This window comes from Pseudooceanicola aestuariicola (assembly GCF_045763785.1).
Taxonomy (GTDB): Bacteria; Pseudomonadota; Alphaproteobacteria; order Rhodobacterales; family Rhodobacteraceae; genus Pseudooceanicola.
The window spans coordinates 1107107-1131906 of sequence record NZ_JBJGSF010000001.1; the positions used below are offsets into that span (position 1 = coordinate 1107107).

Annotated in this window: 22 protein-coding genes; 16 read left to right on the forward strand and 6 right to left on the reverse strand. The window is 62.0% G+C overall.

Going from position 1 to position 24800, the window contains the following annotated elements:
* Positions 1-235: 235 nt before the first annotated feature.
* The 6 genes from ACI3GR_RS05035 to ACI3GR_RS05060 all read right to left on the reverse strand — a co-directional run bounded on the left by ACI3GR_RS05035 (position 236) and on the right by ACI3GR_RS05060 (position 6062).
* The gene (locus tag ACI3GR_RS05035; RefSeq protein WP_407492987.1) at positions 236-931 is read right to left on the reverse strand and encodes an aspartate/glutamate racemase family protein; all 696 of its coding nucleotides are present in this window, start codon (positions 929-931) and stop codon (positions 236-238) included.
* 1 nt (position 932) lies between these two features.
* Complete coding sequence (locus tag ACI3GR_RS05040) at positions 933-2234, reverse strand: TRAP transporter large permease (RefSeq protein ID WP_407492988.1); 1302 nt, start codon at positions 2232-2234, stop codon at positions 933-935.
* Complete coding sequence (locus tag ACI3GR_RS05045) at positions 2231-2788, reverse strand: TRAP transporter small permease subunit (protein ID WP_407492989.1); 558 nt, start codon at positions 2786-2788, stop codon at positions 2231-2233. Before ACI3GR_RS05045 ends, ACI3GR_RS05040 begins: the two co-directional genes overlap by 4 nt.
* A 42-nt stretch (positions 2789-2830) precedes the next feature.
* Positions 2831-3859, reverse strand: a complete 1029-nt coding sequence (locus ACI3GR_RS05050; protein WP_407492990.1) for a TRAP transporter substrate-binding protein — start codon at positions 3857-3859, stop codon at positions 2831-2833.
* Positions 3860-4041: 182 nt separating this feature from the next.
* Positions 4042-4875, reverse strand: a complete 834-nt coding sequence (locus ACI3GR_RS05055) for a MurR/RpiR family transcriptional regulator (protein ID WP_407492991.1) — start codon at positions 4873-4875, stop codon at positions 4042-4044.
* Positions 4876-5165: 290 nt separating this feature from the next.
* The gene (locus tag ACI3GR_RS05060; RefSeq protein ID WP_407492992.1) at positions 5166-6062 is read right to left on the reverse strand and encodes a LysR family transcriptional regulator; all 897 of its coding nucleotides are present in this window, start codon (positions 6060-6062) and stop codon (positions 5166-5168) included.
* A 130-nt stretch (positions 6063-6192) separates the two neighbouring features.
* Between ACI3GR_RS05060 and ACI3GR_RS05065 the strand changes: the two genes are divergently transcribed.
* The 16 genes from ACI3GR_RS05065 (at position 6193) to ACI3GR_RS05140 (ending at position 24768) form a co-directional block, all read left to right on the forward strand.
* Positions 6193-7194, forward strand: coding sequence for a class 1 fructose-bisphosphatase (locus tag ACI3GR_RS05065; RefSeq protein WP_407492993.1), 1002 nt, complete (start codon positions 6193-6195; stop codon positions 7192-7194).
* 12 nt (positions 7195-7206) lie between these two features.
* Positions 7207-8079: a phosphoribulokinase gene (locus ACI3GR_RS05070; RefSeq protein ID WP_407492994.1), complete on the forward strand. Its 873-nt coding sequence runs from the start codon at positions 7207-7209 to the stop codon at positions 8077-8079.
* An 11-nt stretch (positions 8080-8090) separates the two neighbouring features.
* Positions 8091-10091: a transketolase gene (tkt, locus tag ACI3GR_RS05075; protein WP_407492995.1), complete on the forward strand. Its 2001-nt coding sequence runs from the start codon at positions 8091-8093 to the stop codon at positions 10089-10091.
* Positions 10088-11089: a type I glyceraldehyde-3-phosphate dehydrogenase gene (gene gap, locus ACI3GR_RS05080; RefSeq protein ID WP_407492996.1), complete on the forward strand. Its 1002-nt coding sequence runs from the start codon at positions 10088-10090 to the stop codon at positions 11087-11089. Before tkt ends, gap begins: the two co-directional genes overlap by 4 nt.
* Positions 11089-12294: a phosphoglycerate kinase gene (locus ACI3GR_RS05085; protein ID WP_407493601.1), complete on the forward strand. Its 1206-nt coding sequence runs from the start codon at positions 11089-11091 to the stop codon at positions 12292-12294. Before gap ends, ACI3GR_RS05085 begins: the two co-directional genes overlap by 1 nt.
* An 11-nt stretch (positions 12295-12305) precedes the next feature.
* Positions 12306-13385, forward strand: coding sequence for a class II fructose-bisphosphate aldolase (gene fba / locus ACI3GR_RS05090; RefSeq protein WP_407492997.1), 1080 nt, complete (start codon positions 12306-12308; stop codon positions 13383-13385).
* 54 nt (positions 13386-13439) lie between these two features.
* Complete coding sequence (locus ACI3GR_RS05095) at positions 13440-14897, forward strand: form I ribulose bisphosphate carboxylase large subunit (RefSeq protein ID WP_407493602.1); 1458 nt, start codon at positions 13440-13442, stop codon at positions 14895-14897.
* Positions 14898-14947: 50 nt separating this feature from the next.
* The gene (locus ACI3GR_RS05100; RefSeq protein WP_407492998.1) at positions 14948-15334 is read left to right on the forward strand and encodes a ribulose bisphosphate carboxylase small subunit; all 387 of its coding nucleotides are present in this window, start codon (positions 14948-14950) and stop codon (positions 15332-15334) included.
* Positions 15335-15407: 73 nt separating this feature from the next.
* Positions 15408-16331 (forward strand): CbbX protein, encoded by a 924-nt coding sequence (gene cbbX, locus ACI3GR_RS05105; RefSeq protein WP_407492999.1) that lies wholly within the window; start codon positions 15408-15410, stop codon positions 16329-16331.
* A gap of 22 nt (positions 16332-16353) precedes the next feature.
* On the forward strand, positions 16354-17049 hold the full coding sequence (rpe, locus tag ACI3GR_RS05110) for a ribulose-phosphate 3-epimerase (protein ID WP_407493000.1): 696 nt from the start codon (positions 16354-16356) through the stop codon (positions 17047-17049).
* Entirely contained in the window at positions 17049-17705 is a 657-nt protein-coding gene (gene gph, locus ACI3GR_RS05115; RefSeq protein WP_407493001.1) for a phosphoglycolate phosphatase, read from the forward strand. Before rpe ends, gph begins: the two co-directional genes overlap by 1 nt.
* Positions 17702-18382: an HAD-IA family hydrolase gene (locus ACI3GR_RS05120; RefSeq protein WP_407493002.1), complete on the forward strand. Its 681-nt coding sequence runs from the start codon at positions 17702-17704 to the stop codon at positions 18380-18382. The genes gph and ACI3GR_RS05120 overlap by 4 nt, the downstream gene beginning before the upstream one ends.
* Before the next feature lie 485 nt (positions 18383-18867).
* Positions 18868-19578, forward strand: a complete 711-nt coding sequence (locus ACI3GR_RS05125) for a FadR/GntR family transcriptional regulator (RefSeq protein ID WP_407493003.1) — start codon at positions 18868-18870, stop codon at positions 19576-19578.
* Positions 19579-19621: 43 nt separating this feature from the next.
* A complete protein-coding gene (locus ACI3GR_RS05130) occupies positions 19622-21409 on the forward strand; it encodes a gamma-glutamyltransferase family protein (protein ID WP_407493004.1) in 1788 nt (595 codons plus the stop codon).
* A gap of 34 nt (positions 21410-21443) precedes the next feature.
* A complete protein-coding gene (locus tag ACI3GR_RS05135; RefSeq protein ID WP_407493005.1) occupies positions 21444-23105 on the forward strand; it encodes an amidase in 1662 nt (553 codons plus the stop codon).
* Between the two features lie 118 nt (positions 23106-23223).
* Positions 23224-24768: an ABC transporter substrate-binding protein gene (locus tag ACI3GR_RS05140; RefSeq protein ID WP_407493006.1), complete on the forward strand. Its 1545-nt coding sequence runs from the start codon at positions 23224-23226 to the stop codon at positions 24766-24768.
* Positions 24769-24800: the final 32 nt, after the last annotated feature.

Below are 24800 nucleotides of genomic sequence, written 5' to 3' on the forward strand. Positions count from 1 at the left end.
AGGCTTTATGAGCGGCCCAAGGCGAAACGATATTCAATCGCTTAGGGCGCGACTAAGTTTATTTGCTGATGCGGGCCGATGCATTGCGGAGCCCAAGCCATAATTTTCTGGCCGGAACCCCAAACCAACCCCACGTGCACGATGTGCAAATCACGCGGGAATCTCCGAACCATCGGATTGGGTAAGGCGCCCGTAGGGCTCTGCAAGCACATAGCCAGCCGCAATCGCCCCAAGCTCAACGGCTGACGTTCGCGGCCAGGGCGCCAAGGGAAATTGCGGCCTCGATGCTGTCGATTACCGGCAGCCCGTGCCTGGCCGATAGGTCACTGGCCCGTCCGGCCAGCCCGCCGGATCCCAGAATGACCACCCCGGCACCGTCGAAGTTGCGGGCGTCAGCAATCGTGTCGTCCAGACGGCGTTCGATCTCATCACCGCCAGCGGCCGCGGATGCGACGCCGATGCCTGCCGCGCGGACGTTGCAGGTGCGGCTGGCGCCAAGCGCGTCGACCACCGTGCGGATGCCCGGTACCATGCTTTCGACCGTGGTGACGATGGAAATTCGCGGTGCGAACAGGCGTGCGACGGAAAGGGATGCCTCGACCGCGCAGACCACCGGGGCGCCAAGAAAACTGCGCCCGCTGTGAACGGCGATGTCGTCGAAACAGGCCATGACATAGGCGTCATAGCCCCGATTGCGCGCCAGCAGGTCGATGGCCAGCGGTTCGGCCTGACGACGGTCGGCAAGGGTCTGGATCGAATGCGGGCTGTGTTCCGGGTTCACGACATGCGCTGTCGTTCCAGCTGGCAACACTTGGTCCGCAATCCGAGCGATCAGGCGGGTGACATCCGCGTTGCCGTTCGGGTTGACCACCAGCAGACGCCGTCCGGTACCCTGAGAGGCGGACTTGATAGGCTTGGCTTGCGTGTTCATCCTATCGCCCCGCAGCCAGGTCCGGCAGGAAGAGCGCGATCTCCGGAACGGCGACCAAAAGACCGGCAAAGACGATCATGATAATGACGAATGGCGTTGCGCCACTGATCACATCGTTGAAATCGCCGCCCCCTTTGCGCACGCCCTGCACCACGAACAGGTTCATGCCGACGGGTGGGGTGATCAGGCCGATTTCGCACATGACGACAACGAAGACGCCGAACCACACCGGATCGACCCCCAGCACGGTGACCATAGGTACGGCGATCGGCACCGTCAGCACCAGCATCGACATCGCATCCATGAACATGCCGAGGATCACGTAGAACACCACCAGCAGCAACAGCAGGGACGTCTGGCTTAGGCCTAGTCCGGTGATCCAGCGGGTCACGGCTTGCGTGCCCCCGGTCATCGACAGCGTCACGTTCAGCAGCAGGGCGCAGACGATGACAAGGATCACCATGCCGGATGTGCGGGCAGATTGGATAAAGCAGTTCTCTAGCAGCTCCCAGTTCAGGCGCCCGCCGCGCCAGACGAACCAGAAGGCTGCCATGACACCAAGCGCCGCGCTTTCCGTGGGCGTCGCCAGCCCGCCGTAGATCGACCCCATGACGATGGCAAAGATCACCGCAGGCGGAACAAGATGGCGCAGCAGGCGGCGTTTTTCGGCGGCGGGCACCTCTGGCACGTCGACGTTACGTCCTGCGTTTGGATAGCGGATGGCCACATAGGCCGAAAACAATATGGTCAGCAGGATACCGGGAAGCACGCCGGCAATGAACAACTGCCCGACCGACACGTTGGCCAAGGAGCCATAGACCAGCAGGTTGACGGACGGCGGGATCAGGATCCCAAGCGTCCCGCCTGCGGCCAGCGTGCCAAGGGCTGGGCGCACAGGGTAGTCGCGTTCGCCAAGGGCGGGCAGGGCGATGGTGCCGACGGTTGCCGCCGTGGCCACGGATGATCCTGACGTAGCCGAAAACAGCGCGCAGGTCCCAATGTTGGTGTGGAGCAACCCACCGGGTAGACGCCCCAGCCAGACGGCAAGCGCGTCGAACATCCGGTCGGCGATCCCGCCGCGCAGCAGCAGCTCGCCCAACAGCATAAATAGGGGGATGGCGGTCATGACCGGGTTGTTCAACGTGCCCCAGACGACGCCCCCCATCGTTTCCACCAAAGGCATCCCGTAGGCGAGGTATCCGCCGATCCCCCCAACGGCGAGGATCGACACGGCGACCGGCATCGACAGGAACATCAGGAACAGCATGATGGCAAAGCCGATGAAGATGACAGAGATACTCATGCCCGTGTCTCCATGTCAGAAAGTTCTGCCTGCAGCTCGTCCTCGACCGTTTCGGGGCCGAATTCGCGCACCAAGCCGTCCGTGTCGCGCCGTAGGGCCAGAAGACCCGCCCGCAACGCCAGCAGCACGCAGGCCATCGTGAAGACCGCCATGCCCAGCAACCACAGACCCTGAGGCCAGATCAGCGGGGTCATCCATGGCGTTTGCGCCACGGATTTGAACAATTGGGTTTCTTGCACCGTCCGGATCGTGAAGACGAACAGGAAAATCGCCAGCGCCGCCAATGTCAGCGTCGCCAGCAGGTTCAGCACTGCCTGCGCAACGCGCGGCATCCGCATATGAAGAAGGTTGATCCGAATGTGGCTTCGTTCGACGGCGGTGACGGCGAAACACAACGGTGCCCCGATCGCGATGGCATAGCCTGACAATTCGTCCACACCGGCCAGCGAATGGTTCAGCAGTTTCCGCATCACCGTTTCGACCGCGATGACGATGCAAAGCACCGTCATCATCAGGCCGAAGACGATCGCGCATAGTCGCGAATAGGTCTTCATCGGATCACTCCTTCATCGGGATTGGCATCGGGGTTCGCTGGATCAAAGACCCAGCTTGGCGCCCACGGTTGCCATCCAGTCGGCCTCGCAGCTTTCGTTGACCGCGTTGCACTGCTTCGTCCATGCGGGCAGGGACGACCCGACCAGCGCGTCGGAAACGGCTTTCAGGTCCGCTTCGGACACTTCGACGGCGGTCAGGCTGTATGGCGTGCCGTGTTCGCAAGGTTCCTGACCGGTGTTGCAGTTCATCGCGTCGGCATAAAGCTCCTCGGAATAGGCCCAGACGTCGCTGACCAGACTGTCGATGGCGCCGGACACTTTGCCCTGCTGCTCTTCGGTCAGCTTGTTCCAGCTATCCAGGTTCATCGCGTAGCCGTTCATGGCCAGTTGCAGCGCGATGGGCAGAACTGTCGTCGTCACTTCGGGCCATCCAGCAGAGTTGGCCGAGGACGGGCCAGTGATGGCACAATCGACCACACCACGCGCCAGCGATTGCTGAACTTCACCAAAGGGCAGGGGAACGCCGGTCGCGCCGAACTGGGCGACAAAGGCGGCGGCGGATTGATCGCCGACACGGACCTTCAAGCCTTCAAGATCAGCAAGGCCGGTGATTTCCGGTTTGCAAAAGACAACCTGCGGACCTGCGGGCCAGACGCCCAGCAGTTTGGCGTTGAACCGTTCTTGAACCGCGGCATCGACGACGGGCAGGAAAGCATCCGTATGCGCCTTGCCGCTGGCGTAGTCGGGGTTCAGGCCAACAAGATCGAGGCCCAGCATCGTCGGTTCGTCCCGGCTGACCTGCGGGCCACGGACCGAAACGATGTCAAAAAGGCCGGTGCGCAGAACGCGCATGCCATCGGTATCGGGGATACCCGCGACGTCCACGGGCAGGTATTCAACCGAAACATCCATGTCGGCCTTGGCGGCGAAGTCTTCGAAGAACGGTTGCTCTTTTTGCTGCTGGATCAGGCCAGAGCCGACAGGCTGCCCAAGAACACGGAGAGAGACGTCCTGAGCGGTGGCGATCGACGCGGCGCAGACAAGAGCGGTGGTGGCGAACAGGCGGTGCATGAAATTGTCCTTTCAGGTTGAGAGTGGGTCTGGCGATATTCTGACATCATGTGAAAACAGATTTTCATATTCAGGCAAGAATTTTCGCTAGTGAAACACCATTTTCTTGGAGAGATGCCGAGTGTGCACAATATGTAATCAGATTTTCACAGTGTTTGGTGTGAAAATTGGGCGTGTTCGGGTCAAAGTTCGCCGAGAGCCTCGTTGAAGCTTTCGATGGCGCGCAGCTTCTTACGACCTGATTCTGAGGCCAGTTCGATCGTACGGTTGGCGACGATATTGATCAAAGCCATGACCCCGACGTGACTGAAGAGGGGGCCAGAAGACTGCGTAGCGCACCGGAAGTGGCGGGCCACGTTCCGGTTTTCCGTGACACCCTCATCGGTGATGTAGAATACGGTCGCGCCAGTGTTAATAAAGCTCTCTAGGATGGCATCCAGATCCGCCACGCGGCGCCGCAAGCCGAACACGATCACGACGTCCGACGGCAGCGTGCGCGCGATATGTTCCCCCATGGTTTGACCGCCGCCGGGCACCGCCACGCTATCATCAACCGCCTGTAATATCTGCCATTGCAGATAGTTAGCCAGAGGATTGGCCGCCCGAAACCCCACGCACCAGACGCGCCGCGCTGCAAGAATGGCCTGCGCGACAGCGTCGATATCATCATTGGTCAGATGCTCCATCGTGTCGCGGATGTTGCGGATGTCGACGTTTAGAAAGCTGTCAGGATCGCTGTCGCTGGGATCGTCCGACTGCTGCAGGTAAAGGCGCGAGCCGCTAAGGCTTTCCGCCCGGGCGTCCCGGCGGGCGTCTTCATAAGACGCATAGCCCAGACGGCGCACAAAGCGCGTCACTGTCGCGTTCGACACCTGCGCCAATTCGGCCAGTTCAGAGGCGGAATAGCTGGCCAGTTCCCCGGGAAAGTCGCAGACGAGCTCTCCTAGCCGACGTTCAGCAGGATGCAGGTCAGGGAGTTTTTGTCTGACGCGGGCAAGAAAGGATCGGTCTGGCATGGCGGCTCCGATGAAAACATATTTTCACTGATAGAGCCTGCAGCCGATTTCACCAAGCCATGTTTTTCCGATCTTGTCGCTTTTGTGCGTTTCACCGTGAGCGCGGTCTGCCCGAGCGGCTCTGTCGGCTGGACGATGTGCTGAACGCCCAACCTGAAGTGCTGCAAATACGGCTTGAGACTTATCTAATTGCGAAGACATCCCCACAAGCGCGACACAGATATCGCGGGTTAACTTCCGAACGTTTGGACTGGGCAACCAACGTTCCCCAAAAAACGCCCCGACGCCAACTACACCGGCAATGTCGGTATACAGTCCGCAGCTTGGTCAATGATCCATTGTCCGACTTTTGCCGCGGCAGGAGAGGCTTGGTGATCCTGCGGCGTCATCAGGAACCATTTGCGGTTAATTGGAAAACCCTCGACGGACAGGGGGGTGAGCCTGCCATCCATTGTCTCTTGCGCGACCGTATGGGCCGAGATGATGGCGATGCCCAGCCCGCTCATGACCGCCTGTTTGATGGTCTCGTTCGAGTCCATCACCATGCGGCGCGGCGACGATTGGCCGGTGAACCGTTCCAGATAGCGTTCGGCCAGAAGGCGTGTGCCCGACCCGATTTCGCGCAGGATGAACCGTTCTTTCGCTAGATCGGCCGCTGAGACAGAGGGCGCATCGGCCAGCGGATGTCCGGGGGCGGCGATGATCACATGGGGATGGTCTGCCAGCGGAACCGCATCCGTCGCGGGCTGACGCGGCGGGCGGCCCATGATGCACAGATCCAGATCGCCTTGGCTGAGCGCGGCAATCGTATCCGTCCGGTTCGAAATCCGAAGCGATAGGTCGATGCCGGGGAACTCCTGATCCAGCATCGCCACGATTCGAGGCGCGAAATACTTCGCGGTGCTGACCGCGCCCAAAACCACGACACCCTCTTGTCCTTCGCGAAGCGCGACAATCCCGCGCAGGGCACGCTCCAGCGTCGCGCGGACCTGTGCCTCGGCCTGGAGCAGGTACTCACCTTCGGGGGTCAGCTTGGTTTGTCCACGTTCCGTGCGATCCAGCAATTGAGAACCGATCAAGTTTTCCAATGTCTTCAATTGGCTATGAACCGCAGGTGCAGTTAATCCCATCTGCTGGGCCGCGCCCGAAATCGTGCCTTCGGTCACGACGGCCTGTAGGGCGCGCAACTGTTTTAGGGTTATCTGATCTACAGATTTTAAGATTTTTCTTACTCGACGATAAATATTTTCAAATTTTCTTACGGTCCGGCCTGCGCCTAAGTCAACCCAAGTTCAAGCGAGGGGAGGCGCGGTGGACATGACGATCATCAAAACCACTGGGGCAGACATTCCTGCTGATGTCGCACCCGTCATCGCCGCGATGGCCCGTGTCGCCCGCGATCTGTCCGATACCATTTCACAGGGCGCTTTGGCCGGTGCACTGGGCGAAGACGTTGGCGGCAATGCAGACGGCGACCGTCAGAAGGCGCTGGATGTCATGGCGGATGACGCCTTTGCTGGCGCTTTGGCCGGCACCGGGGTGCGCTGGTACGCGTCCGAAGAACAGGACTCGGCGATTGAGATCGATGCTAAAGGTGATCTGGCTCTCGCTATTGATCCGCTGGACGGGTCGTCGAATATCGACGTCAATATTTCCATCGGCACGATCTTTGGCATTCAGGCTGCCGCCGCAACTGCGGATGAAACCTTCCTGCGCTCTGGTCGTCATCTGAAGGCCGCGGGGTATTTCATTTACGGCCCGCAGACGGCGTTGATGGTGACCTTTGGCAACGGCGTGCGTCACTTCATTCTGGACCGCGCAAAGGGTTTCTTTGTCGAAACCGCACAGGCCCCGCAGGTTGCGCCGGTGTCGAACGAATACGCGATCAACGCGTCGAACTATCGCCACTGGCCCGCGCCTGTTCGCGCCTATGTCGACGACTGCCTTGCCGGGGTCGATGGACCGCGCGGCAAGAACTTCAACACTCGCTGGGTCGCGTCCTTGGTGGCGGAAACGCACCGGATCATCATGCGCGGCGGGATTTTTCTGTATCCGGCCGACGACAGGCCCGGGTACCAAAATGGCCGTCTGCGGCTGGTCTACGAATGTGCGCCGATCGCGATGCTGGTCGAACAGGCGGGCGGCAAGGCGACCACCGGAACAGAGCCGGTGCTGGATCAGGTGCCATCCATGCTGCACGCCCGCGTGCCCTTTATCTTCGGGTCGGCAGACAAGATCGACCGGATCATCTCTTACCACGATCTGCCCGCGATGGAGGTCTCGGCCCTCTTTGGCAATCGCGGCCTGTTTCGCGCGTAAGGAGGTTCAGACATGTCCAAGAAACATCCCATCATATCGATTACCGGGTCATCGGGCGCTGGCACGACCACCGTGAAATCGACCTTCGATCAGATCTTTCGGCGCGAAGGGATCGAAACGGTGTCAATCGAAGGTGACGCCTTTCACCGCTATGACCGCGCCGACATGAAGGCCGAGCTAGAGCGCCGCTATGCCGAGGGCGACGCGACCTTCAGCCATTTCTCGTACGAGGCGAACGAGCTGGAAAAGCTGCAGGAGGTGTTCCGCAGCTACAGTGAAACCGGCACAGGAGAGACCCGCCACTACGTCCACGACGATGACGAGGCCGAACGTTATGGCGCGGCCCCCGGTACCTTCACCGACTGGAAGCCCTTGGCCGAAGGGTCGGAACTGCTGTTCTACGAAGGGCTGCACGGGGCGGTGGTCAATGACGATGTGAACCTTGCGGCCTTGGCCGATCTCAAGGTCGGCGTGGTCCCGGTGATCAATCTGGAATGGACGCAGAAGATCCACCGCGACAAGTCCAAGCGCGGCTACACGACCGAGGCGGTGACCGACACGATCCTGCGCCGGATGCACGCCTATGTGCACTGCATCTGCCCGCAGTTTTCCGAAACCGACATCAATTTCCAGCGTGTGCCGGTCGTCGATACGTCGAACCCGTTCTGCGCCCGCTGGATCCCCACGCCCGACGAAAGCCTTGTGGTGATCCGGTTCAAGAACCCGCGCGGCATCGATTTTCCCTACCTGATGTCGATGATCCACGACAGCTGGATGACCCGGGCCAACAGCCTCGTCATTCCGGGCGGCAAGATGGACCTCGCCATGCAGCTGATCTTCACCCCGATGATCCTGCGCCTCGTCAATGAATCCCGCCGCGCCTGAGGAGCAATGTGATGAACGTCCAAAACAAGATCACCGCTGATGAACGCCTGATGGCCAACGCGATCCGCGCCCTGACGATGGACGCGGTACAGGCCGCGAATTCGGGCCACCCCGGCGCGCCGATGGGGTTGGCGGATGTGGCGACGGTTCTCTTCAACCGCTTCATGACGGTGGACCCAGCCGATCACCAATGGCACGACCGCGACCGTTTCGTGATGAGCGCGGGGCACGGGTCGATGCTGGTCTACGCGATCAATCACCTGCTGGGCTATGACGACATGGACATGGACCAGATCCGCGCGTTCCGTCAGCTGGGCGCCCGCACGGCTGGGCACCCGGAATACGGCCATGCCAAGGGGATCGAGACGACGACCGGACCGCTGGGGCAGGGGATTTCGACCGCCGTTGGCATGGCGCTGGCCGAACGGATGGACAACGCCCGCTTTGGCGATGATCTGGTCGATCACTGGACGTACGTGCTGGCGGGTGACGGTTGCCTAATGGAGGGCATCAGCCACGAGGCGATTGATTTCGCAGGGCATATGGGGCTGGGCCGTCTGATCGTCTTCTGGGATGACAACGGCATCACGATTGATGGCGACACGGACGTCTCGACCTCCACCGACCAGCAGGCGCGCTTTGCCGCTGCGGGTTGGCATGTGCAGGCGGTGGATGGCCATGACGCAGACGCGATCGCCAAGGCGATTGAGGCCGCCCGCGCGGATAACCGCCCATCCATGATCGCCTGCCGCACGGTGATCGGGCAGGGCGCCCCGAACAAAGCAGGCAGCCACGATGTCCACGGCGCGCCCCTTGGTGCGGAGGAGGTCGCCGCAACGCGAGAGGCGCTTGGCTGGCATCATCCGCCCTTCGAGGTGCCGGAGGAAGTTCGCGCCGCATGGCAGTCTATCGCCCGTCGGGGGGCTGCCTCCCGTGCGGCTTGGGCTGCCCGCAAATCCGCTTCGTCCCGAGCGGCCGATTTCGACATCTCCCACGGCCCCGTTGACTCCGCCGTCCTGCGCGACGCGATGAACGGCTATCGTCAGGACCATTCCGCCAAGGCCACCAAGGTTGCCACCCGTAAGGCGTCCGAAATGGCGTTGGAAGTGGTCAACGCGACCCTGCCGAATTCCATCGGCGGCTCGGCCGACCTGACCGGATCGAACCTGACCCGCACGTCGCAGATGCGTGCTGTTGTGCGAGACGATTACTCCGGCGACTACATCCACTACGGCATCCGTGAACATGGCATGGCCGCTGCGATGAACGGCATCGCCTTGCACGGCGGCTTCCGCCCCTATGGCGGCACCTTTCTGGCCTTTGCCGATTTTTGCCGCCCCGCGATCCGCCTGTCGGCGCTTATGGGCGTGCCTGTGACCTACGTCATGACGCACGATTCCATCGGGCTGGGCGAAGACGGCCCGACCCACCAGCCGGTCGAAATCATCGCCAGCCTGCGCGCCATCCCCAACCTGTGCGTCATCCGCCCGGCAGATGTGATCGAGACCGCTGAGGCCTGGGAGATTGCCGCGACACAGACCGACACGCCGACGCTGCTGTGCCTGTCGCGGCAGGGTCTGCCCTGCGTACGCACTGACCACACGAGGGAAAACCGCACCCTGCGCGGCGCGTACATCCTGCGCGACACCCACGGCCCACGCGATGTCACGTTGATCGCCACCGGGTCGGAGGTCGAAATCGCGTTGAACGCCGCCGACATGCTGGCCGCCGATGGGATCAAGGCTGCTGTGGTGTCGGCTCCGTCCTTCGACCTCTTTGCCCAGCAACCGCAGGCCTATCAGGCCCAAGTGCGCGGCACGGCGCCCCGCGTCGGGATCGAAGCAGCGATCCGGCAGGGCTGGGACCTGTTCTTGGACCGCGACGACGCCTTCATCGGGATGAGCACATTCGGCGCATCCGCCCCGGCCCCCGACCTTTACCGCCATTTCGGCATCACCGCAGAGAAGGCCGCCGAGGCCGCTCGCTCTCTTGTCAAAGGACAGGCTCAATGACGATCCGTATCGGCATCAACGGCTTTGGCCGTATCGGACGATGCACCTTCGCCCATATCCACGAAAGCGGCCGCCAGGACCTAGAGGTCGTGCGTATCAACGCCACTGGCCCGATTGAAACCACCGCGCACCTGCTGCGCTATGACAGTGTGCATGGCCGCGCCGCCAATGACATCCGCGTCGACGGCAACACCATCGACGCCGGGCGCGGCCCGATCGAGGTCATGTCGACCTATAACCCAGACGAGCTGAACTGGGACGGCTGCGACGTCGTTCTGGAATGCACTGGCAAGTTCAACGATGGCGACAAGGGCCGGGTTCACGTCGACCGCGGCGCGGGCAAGGTGCTGTTTTCGGCCCCGGCTAAGAACGTCCACCGCACAGTCGTGTTCGGGGTGAATAACGATGCCCTGACCCGCGACGACATCATGGTGTCGAACGGCTCCTGCACGACCAATTGCCTTGCCCCCATGGCCAAGGCTTTGAACGATGCGGTGGGCATCGACAGCGGCATCATGACCACGGTGCATTCCTACACCGGCGACCAGCCGACGCTGGACCGCCGTCATGCCGACCTCTACCGCGCCCGTGCTGCGGCGATGAGCATGATCCCCACCTCGACCGGGGCCGCCAAGGCGATCGGAGAGGTCCTGCCAGAGCTGAAGGGCAAACTCGACGGGTCTGCCATCCGGGTGCCGACGCCGAATGTATCGGCCGTGGACCTGACCTTTCAGGCGGGCAAATCCGTCACGGTGGACGACATCAACGCCATCATGGCCGAGGCCGCCAATGGCCGCATGAAAGGCGTCGTCAGCTTTGAGACCGAGCCGAAAGTCTCCATCGATTACAACCACGACAGCCATTCGTGCAACTTTGCCGCCGATCAGACCAAGGTCATGGGCGACCGGCTTGTGCGCGTCATGGCGTGGTATGACAATGAATGGGGCTTTTCCTGCCGCATGGCCGACAACGCCGCCGCGATGGGGGCGCTGATCTGATGGACCTGCCCAGCATCATGGATATAAACGTGCGCGGCAAACGCCTGCTGGTCCGCGCTGATCTGAACGTGCCGGTCGAGGCCGGAGAGGTCACCGACGCCACCCGCATCACTCGCTTTGCCAAAGGTATGCGGCCCTTGTTGGACCGCGGCGCGCGGCTGGTGATCCTGACCCATTTCGGTCGCCCCGAAGAAGGGGCAGGGGATGACAGCTTTTCGGTCTCGCAATTGCGTCCCGCCCTGTCGCTGGCCCTTGGCCGCGCGGTTCAGTTTGCGCATCCCTGCACGGGGCCAGAGGTCGTCGCCGCCGCCAAGGCGCTGGAGGACGGAGAGGTCCTGCTATGCGAAAACCTGCGCTATCACGAGGGCGAGACGATCAACGACATGGGCTTTGCCGCCGAATTGGCAAAGCTGGGCGACATCTACGTCAATGACGCCTTCTCGGTCTCGCACCGGGCGCATGCCTCGACCGATGCGGTGACGAACTTCCTGCCCTCGGTCGCCGGACCGCTGGTGATGGAAGAGGTCGGCGCACTGACCTCGGCATTAGAAGTTCCGGCGCGGCCGTCCGTGGCGATTGTTGGCGGATCGAAGGTATCGACCAAGATTTCGGTTCTGGAAAACCTTGCCGCGCGATTGGATCACCTGATTATCGGCGGCGGCATGGCCAACACCTTTTTGTTCGCCGATGGCGCCCCGATGGGCCAATCCCTGCACGAGGCCGACCAGATCGACACGATCGCCCGGATCCGCGCCGTGGCCGGGCAGTCCGGCTGTCAGATCCATCTACCCACAGATGTTGTCGTGGCACGGGACTTCGCCGCCCATGCGCCCACGGCCACAGTCGCCGCAACGGCCTGCCTGGCAGACGCTATGATCCTCGATGCGGGTCCGCGGTCTGTGTCGGCGTTCCGCGAGGTGCTGGAAAACTGCCGGACGATCCTGTGGAACGGCCCGCTTGGCGCGTTCGAGATTGAACCCTTTGACCGCGCCACCGTTGCGCTGGCCAACACTGCAGCCCGCTGCACCGCAAATGGCGCGACCAGCGTTGCGGGCGGCGGCGACACGGTGGCTGCGCTGAACCGCGCGGGCGTCACCCAAGACTTCAGCTATGTCTCCACCGCCGGTGGGGCATTTCTGGAATGGCTGGAGGGCAAACAGCTCCCCGGTATCGCGGCGCTGATGCGCGCCGACAAGGCAGCCTGAAAGGGACCCCCATGGCACTCATCACACTGAGACAACTTCTGGATCACGCGGCCGAGAATGGCTATGGCGTGCCCGCTTTCAACATCAACAACATGGAACAAGGCCTTGCGATCATGCAGGCCGCGAAGGCCACCGCATCGCCTGTGATCCTACAGGCGTCCCGCGGTGCGCGGTCCTACGCGGGCGACATCATGCTGCGCCACATGGTTCAGGCGCTGGCCGAGATGTACCCCGACAACCACATCGTGCTGCATCAGGATCACGGCAACAACGACGCCACCTGTCTTTCGGCGATCCGCCATGGCTTCACCTCGGTGATGATGGACGGCTCGCTAGAGGAGGACATGAAAACCCCCGCCAGCTACGACTACAATGTCGAGATCACAGCGCGGGTGACCAAGGCCGCGCACGCGGTCGGTGCCTCGGTCGAGGGTGAGTTGGGCGTGCTCGGGTCGCTGGAAACGGGCGAGGCCGCGGCCGAAGACGGGTCTGGCGCGGAAGGCAAGCTAAGCCACGATCAATTGCTGACCGACCCGGATCAGGCCGTGGATTTCGTGATGCGCACCAAGTGTGACGCGCTGGCGATTGCCTGCGGCACGTCGCACGGGGCCTACAAATTTAGCCGCAAACCCGACGGTGACATCCTGTCGATGGAGACGATCCGCCGGATCAACGAAAAGCTGCCCGGCATCCATCTGGTGATGCACGGATCCAGTTCCGTCCCGCAGGAATTGCAGGACCTGATCAACGCCCATGGCGGTCACATGCCCCAGACCTACGGCGTCCCGGTCGAGGAAATCGAGCGCGGCATCAAAATGGGCGTGCGCAAGGTCAATATCGACACCGACTGCCGCATGGCCATGGCCGGACAGTTCCGCAAAGTCGCGCAGGAAAAGCCCGAAGAATTCGATCCGCGCAAATTCCTGATCCCCGCAATGAAAGAGCTTGAGACGCTCTGCCGTGACCGTTTCGAACGCTTTGGAACCGCCGGACAGGCGGACAAGATCCGCCCCATTTCGCTGGACGACATGGCAAGTCGTTACGCCACCGGATCACTGGACCCGGAAACAGCACGACGCGCGGCGGCCTGACGGCCCCGCGTCCCCAATGACCGCGCCGAACAGAGGAGACCGGCCATGAACGATATGAGCAACCCCAAAGAAATCAAAGGCAAGGAACGCTACAAGGCTGGCGTTCTGAAATACGCCCAGATGGGTTACTGGGACGGGGATTATGAGCCCAAGGACACTGACGTCCTCGCCCTGTTCCGCATCACCCCGCAGGACGGTGTGGACCCGATCGAAGCGGCTGCTGCCGTTGCGGGGGAATCCTCCACCGCCACATGGACCGTGGTTTGGACCGACCGTCTGACCGCCGCCGATCAGTACCGCGCCAAGGCCTACCGGGTCGAAGAAGTGCCGAACACCCCCGGCCAGTACTTCTGCTACGTCGCCTATGACCTGATCCTGTTCGAAGAAGGCTCCATCGCGAACCTGACCGCGTCGATCATCGGTAACGTGTTTTCGTTCAAACCGCTTAAGGCCGCGCGTCTGGAAGACATGCGCTTTCCCGTGGCCTATTGCAAAACCTTCGCTGGCCCGCCGACCGGGCTGGTGGTCGAACGCGAACGTCTGGACAAGTTTGGTCGCCCGCTGTTGGGCGCGACCACCAAGCCCAAACTGGGCCTGTCGGGCAAGAACTATGGCCGTGTGGTCTATGAGGGCCTGAAGGGCGGTCTGGACTTCATGAAGGACGACGAGAACATCAACTCGCAACCCTTCATGCATTGGCGCGACCGGTTCCTCTATTGCATGGAGGCCGTCAACAAAGCGACCGCCGAGACTGGTGAGATCAAGGGCCATTACCTCAACATCACCGCGGGCACGATGGAAGAGATGTACGCGCGGGCGGAGTTCGCCAAGCAATTGGGATCGGTCATCGTGATGGTGGATCTGATCATCGGTTGGACGGCCATCCAGTCGATCAGCAAATGGTGCCGCGACAACGACATGATCCTGCACATGCACCGCGCAGGCCACGGCACCTACACCCGCCAAAAGAACCACGGCATCAGCTTCCGCGTGATCGCCAAGTGGCTGCGTCTGGCCGGTGTCGACCATCTTCATTGCGGCACGGCCGTGGGCAAGCTGGAAGGCGATCCGTTGACGGTTCAGGGCTTCTACAACGTGTGCCGCGAGACGCATAACGAGATCGACCTGCCGCGCGGCATCTTCTTTGAACAGGACTGGGCGGATATCAAAAAGGTCATGCCCGTTGCCTCGGGCGGCATCCATGCCGGTCAGATGCACCAGCTGATCGACCTGTTCGGCGACGACGTCGTTCTGCAGTTCGGCGGCGGGACCATTGGTCACCCCATGGGCATTCAGGCGGGCGCCACGGCGAACCGCGTGGCGCTGGAGGCGATGGTGCTGGCGCGCAACGAAGGTCGCGACATCAAGAACGAAGGCCCGGAAATCCTGCGTGCCGCCGCAAAGTGGTGCAAGCCGCTGGAAGCTGCCTTGGATACCTGGGGCAACATCACCTTCAACTACACCTCGACCGACACCTCGGACTTTGTGCCGACGGCGACCCCGGCGATGTAATGGACCGCCTGTCCCGACAGGGGCGGGCCACCAGACAACAGGAGCAAGACATGCGTATCACTCAAGGTTGCTTTTCCTTCCTTCCCGATCTGACGGACGATCAGATCACCGCACAGATCGAATACATGCTGAGCAAGGACTGGGCCGTCGGGATCGAATACACCCGCGACCCGCATCCGCGGAACACCTATTGGGAAATGTTCGGCCACCCGATGTTCGACCTGAAGGACGCCAAGGGCGTGATGATGGAGTTGGACGAATGCCGCAAGGCACATGGCGATGGCTATATCCGGATGCTGGGGTTCGACAATTCGCGCGGGTTCGAGACGGTGATGATGTCCTTCATCGTCAACCGCCCGACGGATGAGCCGAAGCTGCATATGCAGCGCACCGACGTGAATGGCCGGTCGCAGGTCTACGCCTGGGACGCGCGGTAACCAATGGCAGGACCGGGGGCGGTGCCCCCGGACCCCCCGAGTATTTCCGGAAAGATGAAGAGGAGGCGCAGCGATGGACGGCGGCGACAATCCGGTTCCCCAGACGGTGGACCTGGCAGCGGATTTCGAGGCTTCGGGCGTGGCCGAGGTTCTGCGTGATCTGGATGCAGAACTGACCGGGCTGAAGCCGGTCAAGCAACGCATACGCGAAACCGCCGCGCTACTGCTGGTCGACAAGGCGCGGCGCAGTCTGGGGCTGGCGACCGAAACGCCGACGCTGCATATGAGCTTTACCGGAAATCCCGGCACCGGCAAAACCACCGTTGCGCTGAAGATGGCCAGCCTGCTGCACCGTCTGGGCTATGTCCGCAAGGGGCATCTGGTGACGGTGACGCGCGATGATCTGGTGGGGCAATACATCGGCCACACCGCGCCCAAGACCAAGGACGTGCTGAAGAAAGCCATGGGCGGGGTGCTGTTCATCGACGAGGCCTATTACCTGTATAAGCCCGACAACGAACGCGATTACGGGCAGGAGGCGATCGAGATCCTCCTGCAGGTGATGGAAAACAACCGCGACGATCTGGTCGTCATCATGGCGGGTTATGCGGATCGCATGGACAAGTTCTTTTCCGCTAACCCCGGGTTTCGGTCGCGGATTGCCCATCATATCGAGTTTCCCGATTACAGCGATGAAGAGTTGCTGCAGATTTCCACGTCTATGCTTAGCGCTCAGAACTATATGTTCGACGACGGGGCGCGGCAGGCCATGTCCGACTATATCGCCGCCCGTCGTATGCAGCCACATTTCGCCAACGCACGTTCGATCCGCAACGCGCTGGATCGTGCGCGGTTGCGGCAGGCCAACCGTCTATTTGCAGAAGCGAAGGGGCCACTGACGGCGGACGATCTTTCAACCATCACCGAAGCAGACCTTCGGGCCTCGCGCGTTTTTGCGGGCGGGTTAGATGTGGATCGCCAGCAAGCTGCGGAATGATGTTGGCGCTATGGAGACAGACATGACATTCGACCGTACCCTGAAGATCGCGCCGTCGATCCTGTCAGCCGATTTCGCCGACTTTGGCCGCGAAATTCAGGCCATCGAAGCGCAAGGTGCCGATTGGGTGCATGTCGACGTGATGGACGGTCACTTCGTGCCGAACCTGACCTTTGGTCCGCCAGCCGTGAAGGCCTTTCGACAGCACGTCAAAACGGTGATGGACGTGCATCTGATGATCGCGCCGGTGGATCCATATATCGACGCCTATGCCGATGCCGGGGCGGACATCCTGACCGCGCATCTTGAAGCCGGGCCACATATCCACCGCACGCTGCAGGCCATTCGCGCCGCCGGGATGAAGGCAGGGGTCGCGCTGAACCCCGGGACACCGGCAAGCGCGGTGGAACATTTGTTGGAGCTGGCGGACCTTGTCTGCGTTATGACCGTGAACCCCGGCTTTGGCGGGCAGAAATTCATCGACATGACCGCCAAGGTCCATGCGTTGCGGGCGATGATCGGCGACAGGCCGGTGCACATCGAAATCGACGGGGGTGTCGATCCGACAACCGCACCCGCACTGATCGAGGCCGGGGCCGACGTGCTGGTCGCAGGCTCGGCGGTCTTCAGGGGTGGATCCGTGGACCAGCCAGAGGTTTACGGCGCCAACATGCGGGCCATCCGGGAAGCCGTGGCCAAGATGGGGGCCGCAGCCTGATGGCCAATATCGTGTTCGATCTGGACGGGACGCTGATCGACAGCGCGCCCGATATTCATGGGATCGCCAATCGCCTATTAGAGCAGGAAGGCGCGCCGCCGATCAGCCTTGAACAGGCGCGCGATTTCATTGGCAATGGCGCCAGCGTTTTCGTCGAACGGATGCGCCAAGCGCGTGGGCTGTCCGATGACATGCACGATCGGCTGTTGGCCGATTTTATCGCCAGCTATGATACGGCGGTAAACCTGACCGTTCTGTATCCCGGTGTGGTGGATGCGCTGGCGATCCTGAAAGCAAAGGGGGCGCGGCTGGGCGTTTGTACGAACAAACCCCTGCGCGCGACGCGGGCCGTGTTGGCGCATTTTGGGTTGGACGTCACCTTTGATGCTGTTTTGGGCGGCGATAGCCTGCCGACGCACAAGCCCGATCCTGCGCCTTTGCTGGCGACCTTCGATGCCCTTGGCCCCGGGCCGCGCGTCTATGTCGGCGACAGCGACGTTGACGCGGAAACCGCGCGCCGGGCCGGTATCCCGTTTCTTCTGTTCACCGAAGGCTATCGCAAATCACCGGTCGCAGAGCTGCCGCATTCGGCAACGTTTTCCAGCTTTGATCAGCTTGTGCCCCTGATCCAATCGGTGTTGGAGCCTGCCTCGTGACCCTTCAAGCCCTGATATTCGACGTGGACGGGACACTGGCCGAGACGGAAGACCTGCACCGCCATGCCTTCAACCAGACCTTTGCTGCCGCAGGGCTGGATTGGCACTGGACGCAAGATGACTACCGTGACCTGCTGAAAGTCACCGGCGGGAAAGAGCGGATGCGCTTTCATAGGGATCAGCGCAGGGAAGCTGGGCCGGACGACGCGACGATTGCCACCCTTCATCGTGACAAGACAGACCGTTACGGACAGGCAATCGCGGCGGGCGATATCGTCCTGCGACCGGGCGTGCGGTCTTTGGTTGCGCAAGCGCGGGAGGAGGGGCTTGCCCTTGCGATCGCCACCACGACAAGCCGCGCCAACGTCGACGCCCTGATCCGGGCCTGCTGGCGCGCGCCCGCGGATGAGGTCTTTGACGTCATCGCCGCGGGCGACGAAGTGGACGCCAAGAAACCAGCCCCGGACGTCTATGAACTGGCTTTGACGCGCCTCGGGGTGCCGCCGAACGCGGCATTGGCCTTCGAAGATACTCGTAACGGAGTACTGTCTGCGACCGCGGCAGGCCTCAGGGTGGTTGTGACACCATCGGTATATTCTGCAGGCGAAGACTTTGCAGACGCGAGCGTGGTTTTGCGAGACCTGAGTAAGTTCAAACTTCAGGACTGGATCGGTTGACGTAGCCCGGGCAGGGGACTGGTTCGGACCGTGCCCTTTCCATGTTTTGCTTGGTCGTTTCGCAAAGGCGGCAGAGCGGTCAGGCTTGGCCTCGGTCCTCAGTACCCCCTGACATGTCGTCATCGTGGCTATGGCCGTGGACATCTGATGCCATTGCCGAGTGCTATATCATCCGCTGACGCGCCAGAATAATTGCTGTCGGATTGCCTCCTCCACCCCCGAAATATCATCGGCCAATCGAACCAATATTTTATTGGTTGGGGTTGGTGAGACTCACCTGTACTCGGCGGGCCTCCGGAAGCTTTGCAGTAAATGCACTGCAGAAAATCTGGGAAATTCGCTCTCAGATGGCCCCATGTGCTTAAAATTCAGCATGTGCTTTAGACTTTTTACTGAAATGGTGCCGCGCAACCCAACGACGCCTTGACGGGATGCGCCAACCAAATCCTAATTGGTTCAAACAAGTCGCATTAAGGCCCGAACCAATGAATGATGACGTCAGCAGCCGTAAGCATACCGACAATACCAGCGCAGCCGTCGCCAAGATCCGGCGCATCATCGACAGCGGAGAGCTGGGGCAGGACGGGCGCCTGCCGACGGAACGAGAGTTGGTCGACCGCTTGGGACTGGGGCGGCACAGCATTCGCCGGGCGCTCGAGGCGTTGGAGGTTGAAGGGCTGATCTGGCGGCAGCAGGGCAAGGGAACATTCGCTGGGCCGCGCCCGCGCATCGTGTCGGGGCTGGCGGCCGAAATTTCCGGTGGCATCGACGCGCTTGCCGTGATGGAGGCGCGTCTGGGGATCGAACCTCAGTTGGCCGCGCTCTGTGCGCGGCGGGCGACGGGGGAGGATGTCGATCGGATGCGCGATCTGGCAAGCCGGATCGAAGGCGCCTCCGAAGGGGATGAATCCGAGGTCTGGGATGGGGCGTTGCACCGTCTGATCGCCCGGATTGCCGATAACCCGCTTTTGTCCGTTGCCTTTTCGCTGGTGGACGAGGTGCGCGGTGTTGAGGCGTGGCACACGCTGCGCACCAGCGCCCGGACCGCCGGGACCAGAGAGCTGTACGCCGGTCAGCACGCCGCGATCATCGATGCTATCGACAAGCGCGATGCCGAAGCCGCGCGCCAGGCCATGGCGGATCACCTGCAAAGCCTGTCGGACAATCTGCGCGCGTCGCTGGAGGACCGGCATTGAACCGCGCGGTCTTAAATCTCAGGCCCATCCTAGGGGTGGCATCATGAGCGGGTTCACCACACGGCCCGAAATTCTGGGCACCTTCGGCACTGCGACCTCGACGCATTGGATCGCCTCTGCGGTGGGAATGAAGCTGCTGGAAGACGGCGGCACAGCCGTCGATGCGGCCGCGGCGATGTGGCTGGTGCATTGTGTTGTCGAACCTCACCTCTGCGGCCCGCTTGGCGACATGACCGCGATGCTCCGCGTGGCGGGTGAAGACGCGCCTCATGTTGTGTGCGGGCAGGGCGTCGCGCCCGCTGCGGCGACTATCGATCACTACCGCGATCAGGGGCTTGATCTGATCCCCGGCTCTGGCCTGCTGTCCACGGTGGTTCCGGGCACCTTCGGCGCGTGGATTTTGATGCTGCGCGATCATGGGCGCCTGTCGATCCGCGATATCTTTGCACCGGCGATTCATTATGCGCGTCACGGGCATCCGGTGCTGGAACGGGTCAGCGTCACCATCGACGGGCTGTCGGATTTCTTTCGGGACGAATGGCCCACATCGGCCGAAACATGGTTGCCCGGGGGCTGCGCGCCTGCCGCCGAAAGCCTGTTCCGCAATCCTGCATTGGCGGATGCGCTGGACCGGATCGTGACAGAAGCAGAGGCCGCAGGTCCGCGCGAACAACAGGTCGAAGCGGCCCGCCGCGCGATCTACGAAGGCTTCGTGGCCGAGGCGATCGATACATGGGTGCGCAAGGCCTGCGTCATGGATGCCAGCGGTCAACGCAACTCAGGCGTTTTGACCGGGGCGGATATGGCCGCATGGTCCGCCACCTATGAACCGCCTTTGGCGACCGACTACCACGGCTGGACTGTCTGGAAGGCGGACACATGGGCCCAGTCGCCGGTTCTGCTGCAATCTCTGAATGTCCTTGCCGGTGCGGACATCGGGCAGATGGATTTGAACGGTGCGGATTTCGTCCATACCGTGACCGAAACCATGAAGCTGTGTTTCGCGGACCGCGAAGCCTATTACGGCGACCCCGCCGACACGCAGATCCCGGTGTTGCAGCTTTTGTCAGCCGATTACGCGGCGGCGCGGCGTGGCCAGATCGGCCCTGACGCGTCGCATGATCAAAGGCCCGGACATATCGTAGGTTATGAGGCTTGGCGCGACGCAGCCCTTGCACGATCCGGCATGAAGATCGCTGATGCGGGCGTTGGCGCGGGCGAACCGACGATGGCGCATCTGACCGAAAAGCGCGGCGACACGGTGCATATCGACGTGATCGACCAATGGGGAAACGTCTTGTCGGCCACGCCGTCAGGGGGCTGGCTGCAATCTTCGCCCGTTGTCCCGGGGCTGGGGATGCCGCTGAACAGCAGGGCGCAGATGTTCTGGCTGGACGAAGGGCTGCCCACGTCGCTGGCACCGGGGCGTCGCCCCCGGACGACGCTGTCGCCATCGATTGCGGGACGCGACGGGCATCTGTTGTCCTTCGGGACCCCGGGCGGCGATCAGCAGGATCAATGGCAGCTGATCTTCTTCCTGCGGCATGTGCATGGGGTGACGAACCTGCAGGCCGCGATCGATGCGCCGCTGTTCCACACCGGCCATTTTCAGGCGTCCTTCTACCCGCACCCGACCCAGCCCGGCCACCTGATGCTAGAGCCCTCCTTCGGCGCGGACGTCATTGCCGATCTGCGCGCCCGCGGCCACGACGCCGACGTGGCCGAGCCATGGAGCGTCGGCCGACTGACCGCCGCAAGCCGTGCGCCGGACGGGCTGTTACGGGCCGCCGCGACACCCCGATTGATGCAAGCCTACGCGATTGGCCGCTGATCCAGCGCCGCACGAGTAAAGGAAAGACAAGACAATGACCGCAGAAAACAATGCAGAGATCACCGTAGCCGACATCGAAGCGGCCGAACGTCTGCTGGGTCTGGCCTACACCGCGAAAGAGCGTGAGCAGATGATCGGCAACCTTGATGGTCAGCGTGATTTGGCCGTCGCGCGCCGGTCCGTCGTGATGGAAAACACGGTCCCTGCCGCGTCCCGCTTTGATCCGCGTCTGCCGGGCTTTGCCATGCCCCACGGCATGGACTTGCTGAAACCGTCCAAGGTGACGGCGTCCCTGCCAAGCGAGGCAGAGGATATCGCCTTTGCCCCGTTGACGCATCTGTCGCACTGGGTGCGGACCGGCCAGATCTCCAGCCGCGACCTGACCCAGCTGTATCTGGACCGGATCGAAGAACTGAACCCAAAGCTGGAATGCTTCGCCACGGTGACCAAGGATCTTGCCCTGGCCGAGGCGACGGCGATGGACACGCTGCTGGCCGCAGGCGTTTGGCTGGGGCCGCTGCACGGTATACCCTATGGTCTGAAGGATTTGTTCGACACCCAGGACATCACCACCGGCTGGGGTGCCGAACCCTTTCAGGATCGCAAGCCCGATGGGGACGCTGCCGTGACACTGAAGCTGCGCCAAGCTGGTGCGGTTCTGATCGGCAAAACCACCGTGGGTGCGCTGGCATACAACGACATCTGGTATGGCGGATGGACGCGCAACCCGTGGAACCGCAACGAAGGCTCGTCCGGGTCGTCGGCGGGATCGGCCTCGGCCACCGCTGCGGGGCTGTGCGGGTTTTCGATCGGCACCGAAACGCTTGGCTCCATCACCTCGCCATCACAACGCTGCGGCACGACCGGGCTGCGGCCGACGTTCGGGCGCGTCAGCCGGGCAGGGGGTATGGCGCTGTGTTGGTCGCTGGACAAGGTCGGGCCGATCTGTCGGACGGTCGAAGATACCGCGCTGGTTCTGGCGGCCATCAATGGCGGTGACCGCAACGATCTGTCGTCCATCGACGCGCCGTTCCATTTCGATGCCAGCAACTCGATCGAAGGCATGACCGTCGGCTATCTGCCCGAAGCCTTCGGCGAAGGCGCGACCGAAGTGGACCAAGCCGCCCTGAACGCGATGAAAGAACTGGGGGTCGAGGTCAAAGAAGTTACGCTTGCCGATCTGCCCTACGGATCGCTGATGACCACGCTTTATGCCGAGGCCGCGGCGGCCTTCGAAGGGCTGGCGCTGACCGACGCCGACGACTTGCTGACATGGCAGGACGAAGGCGCATGGCCCAACACCATGCGCAAGGCGCGCTTCATTTCAGCGGTCGATCACGTTCAGGCGGACCGGCTTCGCTACATGGTGATGCAGGCGCTGGACGAGATGATGGGCGGCATCGACGCGCTGATCGGACCCTTCATGACCGGCCCGATGCTGGTTGCGTCGAACTTTACCGGACATCCCTGCCTGCATCTGCGCGCCGGGTTCATGGACATCGCCACACGGTCGCCCGCGTCGCTTGGCACCGGCAAGCTGACCACCGGCGACGCGACCGGCGAACAGACCTTTACCGTTCCTCAGGGCATTTCGCTGTGGGGCCACCTTTTCGACGAAGGGCCGTTGCTGAACCTTGGCATGGCGCTTGAGGCCAAGCTGGGCGTCGCGGACCGGCGTCCGACCTTCCCGATCTGACACCAAATACCAATGACCCGGGTCAACCGGGCACCTCTAGCCAACGGAACAACAAGACCCGGGCGAACCGGGCTCTTTCCTCCTCACCTCCAACTGATATCCGACAAGGAGTCGCATCATGAAACGCAGAACTTTCCTTGGTACTTCCACAGCCCTGTTTGGCACGACAATATTCTCTGGCGCGCTGCCCTTTGCTGCCAACGCGCAAAGCACGCCCAAAACCGGCGGCACCCTGATCTGGGGCCATTCTGAAACGACGCAGAACCTTGATATGCACCAGACCGGGACCGCCTCGACCGGGCGCGTGCTGCAGAACGTGCACAATTCGATCGTCACGGTTGATAAAGACCTCAAGGTCATCCCGATGCTGGCCGAAAGCTTTGAGCAAAGCGAAGATGGCTTGACCTATACTTTCAATCTGCGTTCGGGCGTGAAATTCCACGACGGGTCCGACATGACCTCGGCGGACGTGAAATACAGCTTTGAACGCGCCAAGGACCCGGCCACCGGCGCGGTCAACTTCGAAGTTTTCAACGCGGTCGAAAGCATTGAGACCCCCGATGATCTGACCGTGATCGTCAAACTGGGATCGGTCAACGCGCCGTTCCTGTCGCGTCTGGCCGAAAACGGCGCGGGCGTCATCATGCCCGAAGGGTCCGGCGACACGCAGGGCGAAACCCCGATCGGCTGCGGCCCGTTCAAGTTCGTCCGCCGCGAATTCGGCAACGAGGTCGAGCTGGAGCGTTTCGACGACTACTGGGACGGCCCTGCCTACCTCGACAAGGTCATCGCGCGTGAAATCCCCGAACCGACCGTGCGTCTGACCGGTCTTCGGACGGGCGAATTGCACATGATCAACGACATCCCTGCCGACCGGATGGAAGAGATCGAAAGCAACGCGGACCTGCAGGTCGTGAAATGGTTCCCGCTGAACTGGGACTTCGTGAACCTGAACCACACGTTCGAGCCGTTCCAGAACCCCGACGTTCGCAAGGCCTTTGACCTGATCATCGACAAAGAAGCGCTGATGATGGGCGCGCTGTGGGGGCAGGGGCAGACGACCGCTTCGCCCAGCTATCCGACCTCGGCCAGCTACAACCACGACCTGACGCAACGTGCACAGGACATCGCCGCCGCCAAAGAGCTGTTGGCCGGTGCAGGATATCCCGAAGGCTCGCTCGACATCGTGTTCAAGGCGACGACCAACTATCCCTATCACATTGAATCGGCTCAGATCCTTGTCGAGTGGTTCCGCGAAGCCGGGGTCAACATGACGATCGAACAGCTGACATGGGCCGACTGGTTGTCGCAGTGCTGGGTCGACAAGGACTACCAGATGACGATGATGAACTTCTTCACGCTGTGGGAGCCGGACTTCCTCTACTACAGCCTGTGGAATTCGACCGGTGCCTTCAACTACCGCAACATCTCGGACCCCGAGATCGACGCCCTGACGGAAGAGGCCCGGATCACGGTCGATCCCGAAGCCCGCGCCGATATCTACAAAAAGGTCCAAGAGCGCGTGTTCGAGCAGACCCACGACATCATCCTGTGGTTCCGCAACGGATCGATCGGCGCGCAGCCGGCGGTTGGCGGGCTGGATACGGTCGTTCATCCGAACGGGTCGAACCTCGACTTCCACAAGGTCTGGCTTGACGCCTGATCCTGAAAAGTCCGGGCGGGATCACCCGCCCG